This is a genomic window from Pseudomonas sp. FP2309 (assembly GCF_030687575.1).
Lineage (GTDB): Bacteria > Pseudomonadota > Gammaproteobacteria > Pseudomonadales > Pseudomonadaceae > Aquipseudomonas.
Genome location: NZ_CP117439.1, coordinates 2,935,734 through 2,953,199, shown reverse-complemented (window position 1 = coordinate 2,953,199; position 17,466 = coordinate 2,935,734). Strand labels below are relative to the sequence as shown.

Below are 17,466 nucleotides of genomic sequence, written 5' to 3'. Positions count from 1 at the left end.
GCGAATGCTTGGCCAGTGGAACCTACCCTGATTCAACCGGCGAGCCGCCAGCCAGATACCCAAGCCGTCGTGGACTAGAACCTTCATGCAAGTGGCACGACGGTTGGCAAATAGATAAGCACAGTGCGGCTTCGCCGCACCAAACACCGCAATCACCCTGGCTAACGCGGTTTCGGTGACCGCCGCACTGGTCGCATGGATCGGCCGCGCTGCGCTGGGTAGTTTCGAAGTCTGGCAGCAGGCATTCGAATCCGCACGACCTTACCTGCGGTGGTGGCGCGCCCTGCTCTACGAAGCCCTATTTGCGCTCTGGTGGGACCTGCTTCGGCGCTACCGACATCGACCACAGGATCGACTGCGCGTGAAACGCATCGAAGCATTAGGGCTCGCGCTCTTTACATGCGTCGAACTCACAATAGGCGGCAGGTTCCTTGTACCACCGCGTGGTTATCCCAGTCAGGGCTTCGATCTTCCTTTCCATACGGCCAACAGCGGCAGGGTGCCAATATCGGCGTTGTCCATGGCGCGGTCGGTCGCATCCCGGGAGGGGAATTTCCTCAACCAGAGGAAGCCACCCAGTAGGGTTCTGCCCGTGCCGCCCAGCCAGGTAGCTGGGCCTGGGCCGAGGTCGGTCGGGTCCATTGTTACTCCAGAAATGAAAAAGGCCCGCCGATATGGCGAGCCTGGGATTGGGTGCAGTTGGCTGGAGCAGATATCCAGCTCTATTGGGCCGGATCGCCTGTTCAGGTACCACGTCCGGAATTTAGTAAAAGCCCGGTGTTGTCACGGAAATTGCGCGTTGGACATACCGACTTAAGTTGACGATGCCCAGACCCGTTAATTCCACACCACCTTCCCTTCGAAATGCCCTTGTGACCGGTTTCTACATGCATCCTTAACCCACATCATGCTATACCATCAGTATTTCGGACTTGTAAGCTGACCGGAATTTCGAACTCTCGCCTGCTGCAAGCTGGCGATGGCCTTTTCGAAGAGAGCTTGGAAAAATGGTTGAGGAGCCACAAATGCACATGATCGCGACCGAGGAGGCTTTCGCCACTCCGGAATATCTGGAAGCTCTTGGCAAGTTCGCTTCGACGAGCACTTCTGACAACGTGCGCTATGCCGCCTATTTCCAGACGAAGCCGGAAGCGGCCAGAGGTCTTTGCGACGTTGAAACGCGTCTCGCAAACATGGATGCGAACGGTGTCGATATGCACCTCATGTCGTTGACGAGCCCAGGTGTTCAGCTATTCGACGCCGACCTTGGGACGAGTTTGGCCAAGCAAACGAATGATTATTTGGCCAGCTTGATCCGGCAGCATCCGACGCGCATTGCCGGTTTGGCCGCCATTGCGCCACAGGATCCCGTGCGGGCTGCTGACGAGGTCAAACGTGCAATGACCGAATTGGGAATGCACGGCATTATCATTAATTCGCACACAAATGGAGAATATCTGGACGAACGGAAGTTTGATCCTATTCTCGAGGCAGCCCAGCGCTGTCAGGCTCCTGTCTATATTCACCCGACCTTTCCGTCTGGCGACATGTGCAAACCAATGATGCCCTATGGACTTTCTGGCGCGATATGGGGATTTGCCGCCGAAACTGGCCTCCATGCCACTCGCATGGTGTTGGGGGGAGTGTTCGATCGGTTCCCCGAACTACAGGTCGTTTTGGGCCATATGGGCGAGTCGTTGCCCTTTTGGCTATTTCGCTTCGACAACATCTACAAAATGATGATGTCCCAAGGTCAGGTTCCGCCGGGCATGGTCAAGCTGGAGCGAAAGCCGAGCGAATACATTAAATCGAACATCCATATCACGACGAGCGGAATGTTCTGGGATCAAGTGCTCAAATTTGCGATCGAAGCTCTTGGCGCAGATCGTGTCATGTTTGCGATCGACTATCCCTACGAATCGTCGGAGATCGGTGCCGAATGGATACGCAACGCACCGATTTCCGCAGAGGAAAAGGAGATGATCATGTCCGGCAATGCGCAGCGGCTGTTCAAGATCAAACCATAGGAATCTCGGAGGACCAGGCGGCATCGTCAACTTAACGGAATCTGGAGTTTGATGCGCGATGGCGGGTGATGACAGAAAATAACCCACTCTATCATCGCCACCGCTTTCCCGCTGACTGTACCTTCACCCAAACCAATCATCCGTGTTTACAGAGAGCCGAAAGCTAGTAAGTCGATCACCGCGCCATGTAAGGGTGACCGACAAACTATACAGTCGGATCAGCCTCGTAGTGGGAAGAAGCCGTATCTCCCACTCTTTCTGCTTTTCGTGAAGTGCTGATAATTCAAATGAGGGATGAGCGCTATATCAGGATCCTTGTTCTCAAATACAATTACTTGAAAATCTTTGAACCTGCTTGTCCCATTCAACTGAGAGGAACCCTCAAAAAAGCTGAAGCCAGCAAAATTTTTTTATCATGAATATCGCACTATCTGTAGAGTTTTTTATCTTGACAATCGATTTTTCCTAGGAAAGACAGACGATAAGACAGTTCATAGACGCCACCTACAAAAGGTACAGTATGGTATCATTATCGCTTCATGCCGAAGGGCTCAGGCCCCGACGGCATGGCCTCTATCTCGGAAGATCAGTTCCGAGATGTGCCTGGGGCAAACTCTAACCAGCAGTCACTTGGCGATATCAATTTCGATTTGATCGGCGTCCCAGGCCAGCATCCGGGACACTTGCGCGATATCGTTAATTGATTTAATGCGCAAGGAGTCTAAGTCGCTATTGAAGAGCGCGCTCAGAAATAGCGGATGCAACGCCATTTCGACAAATCGTCTGCCTATCTCAATTGCCAAATTTTCGGAGATGGCTTGCTCACCTGATGCTAGGACTTCCGCAACGCTCTTGACCCCCTCGCTGAGTCCCCGCTGATATGCATCACGAGTCAACCGTGGAAAATGCATGGTTTCTGCAAGTATCATTTGCATAAGTCTAATCACGAAATTGGTGAGGTTTGACTCAACCAGCAGTTCTCCAACTTTCACTAGCTTGCTTTCAACGGTTCCTTGAATCTGCCCAGACGTAACCGGCTCATAAAATTTATCAAGACAGCTCTGAACTACAGCGTCGAACAATAATTCTTTCGTCGGAAATCGATTATATAAAGTAGTCTTACTTACACGTGCGCTCTCAGCCACCTGATCTTGCGCCGTCCTGCTAAAACCTTGATTTAAAAAAAGTTGAGTGGCTGCATCTAGAATCCGCAAATTTATTTCTGCGACGTTTGAAGCCTTGGGCCTTCCAAGCTTGGGCCTAGGTATAGACCTGTAATGATTATCATAATCTTTACCGCTCATTTTGTCCCCTTTCCAGCCTCTGTGAGATGTAAAAAACGAATTATGCCATATGTGCAGATCATCTACCTGTCAGCGGTCAGCAGGCAATAGGCTGCCTGCTGACCGATATCGCCGAACCCACAACCATAGCCCTTGACAGATAATGGTACTGATCTGTATCTTTAATGCGGCCTAGAGTGATTGTTCCGTGTTGAGAACCTCTTAAACGCCGGCGAAGACCGTGCGTATATTTGAAAAATTGGGGTCAGATGACGACTGCTTTGGATTGCTGCATCTGCACACATGGATATCCATTTGCAAAATTGAAGCTTGCGTAATTGCTTGAATCAAAAAGCCGGCGGCTGTTTCAATAACTTAACTGAGATAATCCTGTGGCAGTCATAATTCAAAAAGAATGGTATCTATCACGTCTAGCTGTGATCACTCAGGTGACGATGAAGATAACCCATCACTCCATGGTTATTTCTCAACAAACACATATACCTCAGCTCTGCCTTGAATGCGCAAGAGTCAATAAGGTTTTTTTCCAAAATCGACTAATCCTGTCTGATCACCTCTCCATCCTTTCAGGGCCAACAAACTATCCCGAGCTTGCGAAACGTGTCAACGCGCAGACCATTCTGAGAGATCCATTTCAAACTCTGCCAAATGATAGTAAGGACGTTCTCTGCCATCTTAGCGAGTTAATAGCTCAATTAGCATTTGGCGAGCGGGTCTTAGATGAACTTGGTTTAGCTGCTCATCTTTCAAAAAACTCCACTTCTAAAGAAGAATTATGGTGGATGCGGGACGAACACGCTACGTATGCTAGGCGTTTATTCGAACTGCAGCGTTATTATTTACACACGTTATTTGCTACGACCGATGGTTTAAAGCATGAGAAGTAACTTAACGGAAAGTGCGTGCCACTCAATGCAGAACGTCATCCCTGCAGATTGCATAACGAACACGTCTTACCGTCGCATCATCTGCGAACACTGCGATTCGCTGTTCGAATCTGTAGCCTTGGGCCATGGTCAAAAAGCCGAATGCACGCGTTGTGGCGCGGTGTTAGAACGTGGCCATCGCTTGAGCATCCAGGCGCTGTTTGCGCTCGCTCTGACCGCGGCCGTGCTGTTCATGCTCGCCAATACCTTTCCAGTCATCAGCATAGGCATGGAGGGCCTGACCAACCAGGCTACCCTACTGGCGTCGGTGGAAGCTTTGGCACAGGGTCGCATCACTCTAATGGCCGCGGTCACCGGACTAACTATCATTCTTGCACCGCTGCTGCAGATATGCCTGTTGTGCTGGCTGCTCGGTTTTGCCACGGCCGGACGCGCAGCACCTGGCTTTCGCCGGTGTATGCGGGCACTGGAACACCTGCGCCCGTGGAGCATGCTCGAAGTCTGTCTGCTCAGCATCCTGGTGGCGATCGTCAAGCTGGCGGGCATGCTTGACGTGCACTCCGGCGTCGGGCTTTGGGCGCTGGGCATGGTCACGGTGCTATTGATACTGATCTCAGGCAAGGGCATTCGCCGGCTCTGGGATGACCTGGAAGGAAAGCTGCGATGAGCTTTCCGGCGTACGCGCGGCAATTGGGCTTGGTGCTCTGTCATACCTGCGGGCACATCTGTCAGGCAGGCGAAAACCAGTGCCCGCGCTGCCACTCCACTGTTCACGCACGCAAGCCCGACAGCATCGCCCGCACCTGGGCACTTTTGATCACCGCGCTAATCCTGTACATCCCTGCCAACCTGCTGCCAGTGATGCGCACCAATATGTTTGGCAACGTCAGCGAGAACACCATCATGAGCGGTGTCATCGAGTTTTGGCATGGTGGCTCGTGGGACATAGCTGTGTTGATCTTCTTCGCTAGCATGGTTGTGCCCTGCATGAAGTTCATGAGCTTGGGCATGCTGCTGGTGACCTGCCAGCGCAAAAGTCGCTTTGCCATGCGCGAGCGCGCGCGCTTGTATCGATTAATAGAGTTGATCGGCTATTGGTCGATGCTCGACGTACTGGTCGTGGCTCTGGTGGCCGCACTGGTGCAGTTCCGCTCCCTGAGTTCCATCGATCCTTTGTTGGGTATCGTGTTTTTCGGTCTGGTGGTGGTGCTCACCATGCTGGCCGCCATGAGTTTCGATCCCCGGCTCATCTGGGATGTAGAGGTTGAAGATGTCTGATAGTCCACGCTCCACCCCTGAGTCTCCTGCCGCTGCGCCGGTCGTCAAGACGCGTCGTTTCAATGTCTCGCTGGTGTGGATCGTGCCGATCATCGCCAGCCTAGTCGGCGCCTCGATGCTTATCAGCGATGTTCTCAATGCCGGCCCGCAGATCGAGATCAGCTTCCAGACCGCCATGGGCATTGAGGCCAACAAGACCCAAGTCCGATACAAGAACGTGGTGATCGGCCAGGTGACTGCCATTGCGCTCAGCGATGATCGCAGCCACGTAGTCGCCAATGTCGACCTGAACAAATCCGCAGAAGGCTTTACCGCAGAGGACTCGGTGTTCTGGGTAGTACGCCCGCGGATCGGCGCCAACGGCATTTCTGGCATGGATACCCTGCTCTCCGGCGCGTTCATCGGTGCCGACGCCGGCAGCGCCGAAGCGCGCAAGAAAGAGTTCGTGGGTAAAGAAACACCGCCGCCGATAACCTACGGTGAACAGGGCAAGCGCTTTACCCTGCATACCGAGGATCTAGGTTCGCTGGACATTGGCTCGCCGGTCTACTACAGGCGTATCGAAGTGGGCCAAGTTATTTCCTACCAGTTAGCCGAGGATGGCAAGGGGGTCGATGTGGAGATCTTCGTCCATGCACCCATTGACAAGTTCGTCACCACGGACACGCGCTTCTGGAACGCAAGCGGCATAGACTTGACCGTGGGTGCCAGCGGCCTGAAGGTCAACACCGAATCTCTGTCGACGATCTTGGCTGGCGGCGTCGCGTTCATAGAACCCAAATACAGTCCCAACGCGACACCGGCCACGGAGCGCTTGCGTTTCGACCTGTTCTCCGACCAAGAAACCGCGCTAGCGCCGCCTGACGGTGATCCACGCTACATCAGCATGAATTTCAACCAGTCTCTGCGGGGCCTCACGGTAAATGCACCGGTGGAGTTCATGGGCGTCAATATCGGTCGGGTGGTGTCGGTCAACCTGGACTATGACGCCAAGACCAAGAGCTTTCCAAGCGTGGTTGGCGCCGTGATTTACCCGGATCGCCTGGGCAAGGCACACGAGAAGCTGCTCAAGCAGATGGGCACAGAGGAAGATGAACGCTGGGCTCAGCTACTGTCCGCTTTCGTTAAGCAAGGCCTACGCGCCCAGGCACGCAGCGCCAACTTGATCACCGGCCAGCTGTATATATCGCTAAGCTTCATCCCCAACGCGGCTCCCGTGGTCTTCGACACAGCGGCCCGGCCGCTGCGTATACCTACGGTTCCCGGCAGCTTGGACAAGGTGCAGGAACAACTGCAGGCCGTGGTCGATAAGATCAGCAAGCTGCCGCTGGACGAAATCGCCAACAACCTCAATGGCACTCTGAGCGAGATGCAAAAAACCTTGCGCCAAGTCAATTCCGACGTTCTGCCGCAAGTGCGAGGTACGCTACAACAGACCCAGAAAACGCTCGCTGCGGCCAACTCGACGTTTGCCGAGGACTCGCCCGAGCGCCAGCAACTCAGCCAAGCAATGAACGAGGTCCAGCGCACAGCGCGCTCGGTGCGCGTACTTACCGACTTCCTCAGCCGCAACCCCGAGGCGCTAATTCGAGGCCGCACCAATCAAGGGGAGCCGGACGCCTACCGCAGCCCTGTTAGTAATTCACATGAAGTCCAACCGGAAGCTCAACCATGATCAAACGCACCTTGATGCTAGCCGCGAGCATGGGCATGAGTGCGTGCAACTCGCCGGCCGCCCATTACTACACGTTGCAGGACGCCGCTCCAAGCGCCCCGACGCGCTTGGCCAAACCGCCCTTCCAGTTCGAAATGCTGGGAGTGCATATGCCGGTTCAGGTCGACCAGCCGCAATTGGTTGTGCGCCAGAACCGCGGAAACCTAGTGATTCTGGAAAACGATCGCTGGAGTGCGCCATTGGCGGACGAGTTCCACGATGCCCTGACGGAGCGCCTAGAGCGCCACCTGGGCACTCGTGACATAGCCGGATTGCCAAAGGACGCACAACGCCCGGTGCTGTCATTGCAAGCCGATGTGCGGCGCTTCGACTCGCTACCGGGCCAATATGCCTTGGTCGATGTGGTGTGGAGCCTGGGAATGCGCGGGGACTCGCAGCAGCGCCGTACATTGACCTGCGCAAGCCTAATCCGTGAAACAGCAGGGATAGAATTGAACAGCCTCGTGATAGCACACCAGCGAGTTATCGATCAATTGGCAGCGGAGATCGCGATCACTGCTGGAGCGTGGGCGCGTGGCACCGGCGCCTGTCCTAACTGAGAACGCTGTGCGATTCAGGATATCGATCTCGATTCCTTAATATCCTTAATGCATATCCGTGGCCGCTCCAATCGAGTGAGCGCCCGGACACCAACTTGGTAAAATTAATGTAAGCGTCCCGTTATGTTTGCAAACTGCAGGTTCGTCGGTGAGCCTATGTCGCTCCTGTTGCTACAACAAACCGCTTGGCCGCGGGACTTTTTTTGATGAGCCCTTCATCAACCATCGTAGTAACAAACTCCTCAGACAGCGTCCTCCGTTTTGGAGAGGTGTTTTTCCATCCCCAATACTTGGCTATCTCGGGATAGATTGCAGCGCCCAGCTCGGCCTTGGTGCCCGATGCCATTCCAGACTTCACGAGTTTTCGCAAGCACATTAGGCTAAGGTGTTCGCGATCAAACAGTTTTGAGTCTAAATATTCGATCAACTTGTTGGCCGTATGAGTGGATTGAGTCGCTGCATTCTTGCAGCGCTTTATCATCTCTACCGCCAGTTCATCAATGCAGAACGAGCCGGACGACCGAATGGCGATTACTTTGCGAATGGCCGCGGGATTCAGCAAGTCTTCATGTGCTGGCAACTGTTTCGTCAGCAGTTCCGCAAATGTGATTGCCACTGCATAAAGATCAAAGCCTGGTCCAACGGACTGCATTTGAGGGGGTCGATAGGCCGGCGTATACCCACGCGGCACGCCGCCTTTATAAGTACTCACCCCCAAATCTATAAGTTTTATCATGTCGACATAGGCCGGCATCGTAAAAACAGAGTGAGGTCGCTGTTTTTTCTTATTAAAAAGAAACAGATTAGCTGGTTTGATATCCGCATGAATTACACGAGTGCCCCGTTGGTAGGGTTTGCCATGCATAGAGCTCAGGCCATGTAAAATCGCGCGGAGCACTTCGAAACACTCAAAATAAAACTGTATGTCTGATTTTTTATATCGACGCTTACTAATTAAACTTGAGAGCGTTGACCAAGGCGCCTCAAGGTGTTCCATGGTGTAAGCCTCCCAGCCATTTACACCCTTATAGAAATCAAATACCCGAGCGGTCTCCCCATCAATTTCACGGCAGAGTCGAACTTCATCCGACAGATTATGTTCACTGAATTTAATGGCGACCGTCGAACCGATCCAGTTATCGTGCGCACGCCAAACAGCACCAAAGCCGCTAACTTCGCCGATTGCCTTGTCGCCTTCAAGCGTGTATCTGGCCTCAATACCAGGGAACTGCGCCAATATATCTTCCTTGCGAAACTGTGCTGCCGCGTTGATGCGATTCCTTTCCTGATAATGCGAAAACTGAATAATAGCCTAGTGCTATCGCTCTTGGGTATCCCTGTCGCCCTGCCCCGTGCCCCGTGGCTTTGCGAGGCTGATCGGTTTTTCACTGAGCGGAAACATGTACTTTCACAAGTATTTTCCCCACCCCCTAGGTATGCTCCGCGTTTATTGCCGATCACTGATACCGGGATGCCAGCCCAGTCTCTGCTGCCCACGCAGTGTATGGAGCCGTATCCTCTCAAGGACGTTTGAACACGATGAGTACCCCTGCGCTGGATATCAGCAGCCTGACGCCATTGCCTTACCACCAGCATGTGGTCGACTACCTGAAAGCCCATGAACCAGTCGTGTGGGAATGGGCCTCGTCCTTGGGCGTTCAACAGGAACACGCCCAGGATGTACGTGCGCAATTGCTGCGTGACACCTATCGCTTGAGCCCCGAGACCCATCCGCAGGCCTATCAGGCCTGTGAAACCGCATTGCAGCGTCTGCAGATCAAGGCACCCGCCACCCTTTACCAGGCCGGCGACGGCGCGATGAACGCGAGCCTTTATTACCTGGCCGGCGAAGTGCATGTGGTGTTTTACGGGCCGATTCTTGAGCGTCTGGACGCCCAGGAATTGCTCGCATTGCTCGGGCATGAGCTGGCTCATTACCGGTTATGGTCGGAGCACGGTGGCGACTTTCTCACCGCCGAGCGGATTCTCAATCACGCCATGGCCGACATGAATACGCCGCCCAGCCTGGAACAGACTGCACGTCTCTATAGCCTGCACACTGAAATCTATGCCGACCGCGGCGCGGCACTGGTGGCCAATGGGTCGGAGGCGTCGATTACCTCGCTGGTCAAGATTCACACCGGCATTGTCAGCGTCGATGCGGCCAGTTACTTGAAGCAGGCCCGCGAGCTGGATGGCAAGGACGCGCAGCTGTCTCAGGGCGTTTCCCATCCGGAGACGTTTTTGCGCTCCCAAGCGGTGGACAACTGGTGGCAGCAACTCCCGCAGACGGATAACTGGCTGGATCGCCGGTTGCGCGGGCCCTTGTCGCTCAATCGCCTGGATGTGACCGACCAGGTCGAATTGACCACCCTCACCCGCGGCTTTATAGCCCATTTCATCGGCTCACCGGTGTTGCAATCCGAGGTTGTGCTCAATCAGGTACGTGGATTTTTCCCGGACTGGAAAGCCAACGAAACGCCGCTCGACCTGACGACGTTGAATGCCGAGCGCATCGACACCAGCATCCATGAATACCTGCACTTCATCATGCTTGACCTGAGTCTGGTGGACCGCGACTTGCGGGATGAGGCTCTGCTGCACGCCGCGCGCACCGCGAAGAAACTCGGCAGCGCCGATGACTTTATCAGCGTGCTCAAGCGCGATATCAAACTACCCAAACGTGAGCTCGACCCGCTCGTTCGCGCGCTCAAAGCGGAGGTCGACACATGGACCCAGTAATCCAACCCGTCACGTTCACTCAATTACTGCAGAGCCACGATGGCGCGGCCGTGCCCATCGACGATGTGTTGTTCCTGGCGCTGCCACTGCTGCGTCAGGTGGCACAGCTGCACGAGCTGGGACGTGTCGCCCAGCTCGGTTATCTCGATGTGCTGCAAGGGCCGGAACGCACGCTGCAACTGCGTAACCCTGAAGGCGTGCCGCCACGGCTGGCGCTGGAAGCGATCAAGCAGGTGCAGCCCAATCCGGAATCGGCGCTGAACGTCGTCGGCAAAGTCCGCCTGACCCTGGATTCGGAAAGCGGCGTGGCCATTACCGACCTGCAGGTCCAGGAGGACCTGCATCAGGCCATCGACCACCCGGTGTTCCTTCCGGACCTGCACAGTTGGGAGCATCGCCTCGGGCACCACGATGAGATCACCGACATATTCCAGCTCGGCCAGTTGCTGGCGTGCCTGGCGTGCGGGTTGGATTTTGCCGATATCAATGACCTCAAGACGTTTGCCCGGCACCGACGCAATCTGTTCCAGCTCAATGGCCGGCTCAACCCGGTGCTGGCCAACCTGATCGTCGAGATGACGGAGCTCAACCGCCACGAACGTGCCACGGATGTGGGCTCGCTGGCGCGGCGCCTGGAGTCCTGGCGCGAACAGCCGGCCAGCCTGGATGTCGAGCGTGTGCTGGCCCAGGCCGAAGGCCCGGCGTCGCCGCGTACGGTGGTGCTGGAACATCTGCGCAACCGCTTGTTTGACCTATCGCGGCGCAATCGCTTGCTGTATTTCCGGACGACCCAGGCCAATGTCAATCTGACCGTGGCCAGCGTGCCGTTGGTGATGCGCATTGAAAGCATCCGGCCTGAAGCGCTGTGCACCTGGCAGCCGACCTTCGGCGGGTTCTCCGAACAAGTGCTGAGCGGCAAGCCCGTTGGCCTGCAACAGTGGCTGCGCTTTGAAGACCAGACTTGGTTGCAGGCGTCGCTGGAGCGCATCATCCAGGAAACCCGGCGCGACCGTGCCGAGTTTGGCTTCAGCAACCTGCGCCTGGTGGTGGCCTTCATGCGCTGGCACAACCTCAAGGACACGCCGGAAGAACGCATCGTCACCCCGCTGCTGTGGCTTCCAGTGGAGTTGAGTCGCAAAAAAGGCGTGCGTGACCAGTTCGTGTTGCAGTGCGACGAAACCGAGGCCGAATTCAACCCGGTCCTGCGCCATCAACTGCGTCAGCTCTACGATATCCAGTTGCCGGAAACCGTCGACCTGCAAAAGACTTCGCTGGAAGACATCCACGCCGATATTGCGCGCCAGATCAAACTGACCGAGCCCGGCGTCGAGTTACGCCTGCAAAGCAAACCGCAAATCGAATTGATCCACCAAAAGGCCGTGCAGCATCTGCACCACTTCCAGCGCCGTCGTGCCCGCCAGCGCTCGGCGATGCCTTTGGTGAAACCGGATTTCAGCTACGACCGCGAAGATTTCCGTCCGCTGGGCCTGCAATGGTTCCAACAGAAGGTCCTGCCCAGCGAATTGCCGCTGCGCCTGGCCGTAGGCGCCAAACCTGTGCTGCGCAATCAACATCCTCAGATGGTTGCGAGCAGCGCCGAAAACAGCACCTTCGCTCTGCCCGAGAACCAGGGGCATCGCTACGCCTGGGACATCGACCTGACCCAGGTGACCCTGGCCAACTTCAACTATCGCAAGATGTCGCTGGTGCGTGACTATGCCCAGTTGATCGACGAACCGGCGCAGAACGAAGCGTTTGACCGGATGTTCTCCATCGAGCCGCGGGACGTTGAGGTCCAGGCCCCCGACCCTATCCCACTACCCGAACAGTGGAACGTGGTGGCCGGCGACGCGACACAAAATGCTGCCGTCAGCCTGGCCCGCACCGGGCGCAACTTCATTATTCAAGGGCCGCCTGGCACGGGCAAATCCCAGACCATCACCAACCTGATCGCGGACTATGCCGGTCGCGGCCTGCGAGTGCTGTTTGTCTGTGAGAAACGTGCGGCGCTGGACGTGGTATTCCATCGCCTGCAACAAAGTGAACTAGGCGACTTGTGCTGCCTGATCCATGACTCCCAGACCGATAAGAAAGCCTTCGTGGGTAACCTGCGCGAGTGCTATGAACGTTGGATCGCCGGCGATGCCCAGTCGCCGCAGTTGCAAGCGCGGCGCGACACCTTACTGGCCGGCCTGAGCCAACAGCTGGGCTTGATCGAGCGTTTTGAACACGCCATGACGGGCGTGCCGGAGTCCCTGGCATGCTCCGTACGCGAGCTGGTGCGTCATCTGATCGAGCTGCCGCCCGTGGTTGCCAAGCTACCACCCGAAGCCTTGGAGCGTCTGCCCGAGTGGCGTCATTGGCAGGCCCAAAGCGAGCTGACTGGCCGCGTGTATCAGGCGATCAAAGAACGTTTCGGCCTCGACAGCTTTGCACGGCATCCTTTCAGCCGCTTGGCCTCAAGCCTGATTACCCATGAACATGCCTATGGTCAACTCAAGGCATTCCTGGATGAAACCAGTGGGTTGATGGACAGTGTCGAACTGTTTCTGGAGTCATCGTCGAGCCTGCTGTCCGGGAATACTCGCTTGGCAGATGCGTGCGTACTGACCCAGGCCGCCGAACAACTGACCAGCGCCAACCTGGCCGCGCACCTCGATCTGCTGGAGCCAGGCTCATCAGGCTCTCAAGCGCTGCATGCCGAACAAGCAGCGTTGCAGGCACTGGCCGTGCAGCAACACAACGCCCGCGAATCCACCCACTACTGGCGTGAAAAACTTGCGCCGCAAGACACCCAGGCGGCCCTCGAGCTGGTACAGCGTTTGGAAAGCTCGCCGCTGCGTTGGTTGCAACCCGCTTGGTGGCGACTGCGCGGTGAATTGCAACGGCGCTACGACTTCAGCCAGCACGCGATTCGCCCGAGTTTGCGCAGTGTGCTCGACAATCTGGCGGGTGAGCACCGCGCCACGGCCGAGTTGCACGCCGAGCAGCAACGCTTGCAAAGCCGTTATGGCATCCCGGACATCGACCTGTTCGTGTACAATCTGCAAGCCCTGCTCCAGCAGCTCAGCGCATCACCACTGTTGCGCCAGTGGGTCGAGAGCCTGCGGGGTAACCCGGACGCCCTCCCCGGCGTGCGCCAGGAAGCCAGCCTGCGTCAGCCGTTGGCGCGCCTGGCCGAGCTGGTCGCGCAACATTGTGTGTTCGACCCCGCGCCAAGCCTGGGCGAGTTGGCGGAATACCTGCGCGATCTGCGTGAAGAACTCGACGAACTGCCCGATACCCTGCCCCTGCTCAATGAGCTGCACCAGGCCAATCCTGTCTGCCTGGCGGTCGTGCAACAGTACGCCTTGGCGCAACGTGCACTGGACGGCTTGATTGCCCAGGAAAACCTGACCCGCCTGTACCGCGCCAACCCACAGCTGGCCCGCTTCGATGGCCCGGCCTTGAGTTTGGCCGCGCGCCAGGTCAGCCAGGCAGAAAGCAACCTGCTCAAAAGCAACGCTCACGTGCTCAGCGCCACGCTGCACCAGCGGTTTCTGGAGCATGTGAAGCAATCGGCGATGTCGGTGACGCAACTGGACGCCCAGGCGCGTGAGTTCAAGAAGGTCTACGCCAAGGGGCGCCGTGAACTGGAGCATGAGCTGGGCAAGACCATGCGCTATCGCTCCATTCGTGAAATGGCCAGTGGTGACAGTGGCCGGGTGATCAACGACCTCAAGCCCATCTGGTTGATGAGCCCACTGTCAGTGTCCGACACCCTGCCATTGACGCCGGACCTGTTTGACGTGGTGATTTTCGACGAAGCCAGCCAGATCCCCAGCGAAGAAGCCGTGCCGGCCCTGAGCCGTGCGCAGCAGGTGATTGTGGTGGGTGACGAGATGCAGTTGCCACCGACCAACTTCTTCTCCAGTGCCGGCGACCAGGACGATAACGAACTGATTGCCATGGAGGACGGCGAACAGATCGCTATCAACCTTGATGCCGACAGCCTGCTCAGCCAAGCTGCGCGTAACCTGCCGGCGACCCTGCTGGCCTGGCACTACCGCAGCCGCCACGAAGCCTTGATCAGTTTCTCCAACGCGGCGTTCTATGAAGGGCGGTTGATCACCATTCCCGACCGTCGTATCGAGCGCCCTGCCCCGGCCCACGCTGCACTGGACTCCACGGATACCGAGGCCGTGATCCAAGGTGCCGACACGCTGTTGGAAAGCCCGATCAGCTTCTTGAAGATGAGCGACGGTGTCTATCTCAGCCGCAGCAACCTGGCCGAAGCACGCTATATCGCCAACCTGGTGCGTGAACTGCTGCAACGCGAGACCGGCTTGAGCCTGGGCATCGTGGCGTTTTCCGAGGCCCAGCAAGGCGCCATCGAGCAGGCGTTGGAAGACTTGGCCAGCAGCGACTCGGCCTTTGCCACACGGCTTGAGCGCGAGTATGTGCGCGAAGATGCCGGGCAATTCAATGGCCTTTTCGTCAAGAACCTGGAAAACGTCCAAGGGGACGAGCGTGATGTGATCATTCTGAGCATCTGCTACGCGCCAGGGCCGAACGGCAAGATGCTGATGAACTTCGGCCCGATCAACCAGCGTGGTGGGGAAAAACGCCTGAATGTGATCTTCAGTCGCGCCCGCAAGCGCATGGCGATCGTCTCCAGCATTGAGTCCGAGGCCATCACCAACACCCACAACGATGGTGCCGCTGCACTGCGTGCGTTCCTGCAGTTTGCCCAGGCCAGTGCCACTGGGGATACGCCGCGCTCCCAAGGCATCCTCGCCAACCTCAATCCAGGCGCCAAGCAATCCTTTGCCGTCAGCCTGCCCAAGGACCACCTGCGCAGTGCCCTCGCCACCGCGTTGCGCAAACGCGGGCATTCGGTCCAGGAATATGTCGGGCGTTCGCAGTTCCGTTGTGAACTGGCGATCAGTGACGCCAGTGGCGAACACTTCAGCCTCGGCGTGCTGCTGGATGGCGATACGGCGGCGGCTGCCGACGTGCGTGAGCGTTACATCTTCCGCCCGACGGTGCTGCGCAGTTTTGGCTGGAAGATCATCGACGTGCTTAGCCATGACTGGCTGCGCGATCCGGAGGACGTACTCAATCGCATCGAAAGGCTCCTGCGGGGTGAGGAAGCTCCTGCGCTGCCAGAAGCGGAACCGGTAGCGGACACCGTCGAGACCGAGGCCGAACGGCCTGCAACCACTGAGGCGTCACTCTTGATGCGCGAGTTCACCTTTGGTGAAGGCAACTCCAATAAGTTCTGGCGTATTGGTGTCGCAGAGGCCGAGGTGACGGTGCATTTTGGCCGTATCGGCACCAAGGGTCAGACCCTGATCAAATCCCTCGACAGCCCTGAACGTGCTTTTCGTGAAGCGGAAAAGCTGATCGCGGAGAAACTGCGCAAAGGGTATCAAGAGCAGGCGGGTTCAATCACCTCGGGGTGAGCTGAGTCGGTCCAGCATGAATCAGACAAGCGCGTTCAATTTGAGCGCGCTGCAGCGGTCCGCAAAAGGGGGCGGCTCCCTAGAGAGCTATCTCTCATGAGCATCAATTTATGAACATTCGGCTCAACAATTTGAGCAAGGCGCTGGACATAGCGATTTCGGGACTCTTCGTGAACCACGGCGATGTCTTTCCCTCCTATTTGAGGTTGCTCATCTCCAAGCAGACGCTGCTGCCGTTGTACTTGACGAATAAGGTTCATGAACATATATAGATGAACACCCACTCCCATCCATAGAAAGCTAACCAGCTAGAACGGCGCTTTGACCGATACATGAACATCTGACATCGCCCACTTGTTAAAGAGAAAGCACTCGGTAAGAGCCCTTCCTATCAGCGCATCATGCGCAGTTTATTAACCGGGAAATCGTCCAGCGTCGAAATACAGTTGCAGAAAGAGCCATCCGCCGCGTCATCAATACGCAGTACATCGGAGACATCGGTGCCTGTGCCCTACCCGTTCAGTTAAGGCAGTAGCTCGCCGCCACATTGCGAGGCGGCAGAGTCTCATGGGAAATCGGATGCCGGCACGGGCCATCAGTGAGATGGCTTTCCATCCTTTGAGAGCAGTTCTTTTGCCATCTCCATTGCCTGCTCACGGGAAGCAGCGAGAAGCAAAGGGTAGCCCCAGAACTTGGCAAAAACGATCGCGAATGCCCTGAAACCAAGACGTTTTGCAGAGTTGGGCTCGATCATGATCATAGCCAGAACTAACCTTCGCAATTCGACCTTGTGCTTTTTCATCCAAAGCGCGGTGCGTTTCTTTTCTTCCGGCGAGTGCTCGTGGTCTTCGGCAGGTACGGTATCGGTCAAAATTACGAAGGACTCCCCGCGCTGCAGATTGGCCTCGAATTCGGCGAAGTCCTTTTGGTGATCGTGTCCGGGTTCTTGCGTAAGGCTCATCCAGACATAAGGGAAGTCAGAACTATTCACCGACATGGCCGTTTCCTCTGCTTTTGATGCTCCGCCAGGTGGCCGCAATGGCAAACACGCCGGGCAACGTAATGAAGAACACTGCAGAAAAGGCAATGTGCCAACCGTCGCGCAGCCCGTCAGTGATTCCCCCGAGGGTATTCAGGGCGACAAGCAGGCTGCCCAGAACCAGGGTAACCCACTGAGCCTTACGGGTTGCTCTCAGTGCGATAAGCACCGTTACGAACCAAGAGCCATAGAACGCTGAAAACATCCACAGTACATCGGGCTCAAACGTAATCGCCGGTATCGCTCCGGGCGCTCTCGCAAAGTCGTTTACGTAGAAAAATAACTGGAAAGTGACAAAAAGTACGGCACCCGCGGCGGTGGTCAGCCAGAACAAGGCAACTCTGTTTGCGTTGTTCACGACCAGCGCTTCGCTGGGGTGCAGGGTAGTCTGAAGAGACATAGGAGCGTTCTCGATAATCAATGGGCTGTTCTAGGTATGGGGGCTTTTAACGGGTGAAGCGTCCGCCTGCG

The 17,466-nt window shown here is 56.4% G+C and carries 12 protein-coding genes and 3 pseudogenes; 9 read left to right on the top strand and 6 right to left on the bottom strand.

Annotation, left to right across the window (positions count from 1 at the left end):
* Nucleotides 1-12: 12 nt before the first annotated feature.
* Nucleotides 13-87, bottom strand: a pseudogene (gene tnpB / locus PSH59_RS13410) (IS66 family insertion sequence element accessory protein TnpB); the annotation flags it as partial.
* A 64-nt stretch (nucleotides 88-151) separates the two neighbouring features.
* Here tnpB and PSH59_RS26350 point away from each other — a divergent pair.
* A pseudogene (locus PSH59_RS26350) lies at nucleotides 152-415 on the top strand (hypothetical protein); the annotation flags it as partial.
* A gap of 80 nt (nucleotides 416-495) precedes the next feature.
* On the opposite strand, the pseudogene PSH59_RS13405 reads toward PSH59_RS26350, so the two are convergent.
* Nucleotides 496-642, bottom strand: a pseudogene (locus PSH59_RS13405) (chemotaxis protein); the annotation flags it as partial.
* 383 nt (nucleotides 643-1,025) lie between these two features.
* Here PSH59_RS13405 and PSH59_RS13400 point away from each other — a divergent pair.
* Nucleotides 1,026-2,027 carry an amidohydrolase family protein gene (locus tag PSH59_RS13400; protein ID WP_305392881.1) on the top strand — a complete coding sequence of 334 codons (1,002 nt, stop codon included), beginning with the start codon at nucleotides 1,026-1,028 and terminating at the stop codon, nucleotides 2,025-2,027.
* Nucleotides 2,028-2,653: 626 nt separating this feature from the next.
* Here PSH59_RS13400 and PSH59_RS13395 read toward each other — a convergent pair.
* Nucleotides 2,654-3,331, bottom strand: coding sequence for a TetR/AcrR family transcriptional regulator (locus tag PSH59_RS13395; protein ID WP_305392880.1), 678 nt, complete (start codon nucleotides 3,329-3,331; stop codon nucleotides 2,654-2,656).
* A gap of 371 nt (nucleotides 3,332-3,702) precedes the next feature.
* Here PSH59_RS13395 and PSH59_RS13390 point away from each other — a divergent pair, with 371 nt between their 5' ends.
* Genes PSH59_RS13390 through PSH59_RS13370 form a run of 5 tightly spaced genes read left to right on the top strand, consistent with a single transcriptional unit; the run spans nucleotide 3,703 to nucleotide 7,770 of the window.
* Nucleotides 3,703-4,218, top strand: coding sequence for a hypothetical protein (locus PSH59_RS13390; RefSeq protein WP_305392879.1), 516 nt, complete (start codon nucleotides 3,703-3,705; stop codon nucleotides 4,216-4,218).
* Nucleotides 4,219-4,243: 25 nt separating this feature from the next.
* Nucleotides 4,244-4,885, top strand: coding sequence for a paraquat-inducible protein A (locus PSH59_RS13385; RefSeq protein WP_305392878.1), 642 nt, complete (start codon nucleotides 4,244-4,246; stop codon nucleotides 4,883-4,885).
* Nucleotides 4,882-5,496, top strand: coding sequence for a paraquat-inducible protein A (locus PSH59_RS13380; protein WP_046035965.1), 615 nt, complete (start codon nucleotides 4,882-4,884; stop codon nucleotides 5,494-5,496). Before PSH59_RS13385 ends, PSH59_RS13380 begins: the two co-directional genes overlap by 4 nt.
* Nucleotides 5,489-7,171: an intermembrane transport protein PqiB gene (locus PSH59_RS13375; protein WP_305392877.1), complete on the top strand. Its 1,683-nt coding sequence runs from the start codon at nucleotides 5,489-5,491 to the stop codon at nucleotides 7,169-7,171. The genes PSH59_RS13380 and PSH59_RS13375 overlap by 8 nt, the downstream gene beginning before the upstream one ends.
* Entirely contained in the window at nucleotides 7,168-7,770 is a 603-nt protein-coding gene (locus PSH59_RS13370; protein ID WP_305392876.1) for a membrane integrity-associated transporter subunit PqiC, read from the top strand. The genes PSH59_RS13375 and PSH59_RS13370 overlap by 4 nt, the downstream gene beginning before the upstream one ends.
* A gap of 154 nt (nucleotides 7,771-7,924) precedes the next feature.
* Here the strand turns inward: PSH59_RS13370 and PSH59_RS13365 are convergent, their stop codons facing one another.
* Nucleotides 7,925-9,007, bottom strand: a complete 1,083-nt coding sequence (locus tag PSH59_RS13365; RefSeq protein WP_305392875.1) for a hypothetical protein — start codon at nucleotides 9,005-9,007, stop codon at nucleotides 7,925-7,927.
* 302 nt (nucleotides 9,008-9,309) lie between these two features.
* On the opposite strand from PSH59_RS13365, the gene PSH59_RS13360 reads away from it, so the two are divergent.
* Nucleotides 9,310-10,512: a M48 family metalloprotease gene (locus PSH59_RS13360; RefSeq protein WP_305392874.1), complete on the top strand. Its 1,203-nt coding sequence runs from the start codon at nucleotides 9,310-9,312 to the stop codon at nucleotides 10,510-10,512.
* Nucleotides 10,500-15,956: a WGR domain-containing protein gene (locus PSH59_RS13355; protein WP_305392873.1), complete on the top strand. Its 5,457-nt coding sequence runs from the start codon at nucleotides 10,500-10,502 to the stop codon at nucleotides 15,954-15,956. The genes PSH59_RS13360 and PSH59_RS13355 overlap by 13 nt, the downstream gene beginning before the upstream one ends.
* Nucleotides 15,957-16,551: 595 nt before the next feature.
* On the opposite strand, the gene PSH59_RS13350 is transcribed toward PSH59_RS13355, so the two are convergent.
* Together PSH59_RS13350 and PSH59_RS13345 are read right to left on the bottom strand one after the other, a co-directional pair.
* Complete coding sequence (locus PSH59_RS13350) at nucleotides 16,552-16,953, bottom strand: hypothetical protein (RefSeq protein WP_105162211.1); 402 nt, start codon at nucleotides 16,951-16,953, stop codon at nucleotides 16,552-16,554.
* A complete protein-coding gene (locus PSH59_RS13345; protein WP_248079346.1) occupies nucleotides 16,940-17,395 on the bottom strand; it encodes a hypothetical protein in 456 nt (151 codons plus the stop codon). The genes PSH59_RS13350 and PSH59_RS13345 overlap by 14 nt, the downstream gene beginning before the upstream one ends.
* Between the last annotated feature and the right edge of the window lie 71 nt (nucleotides 17,396-17,466).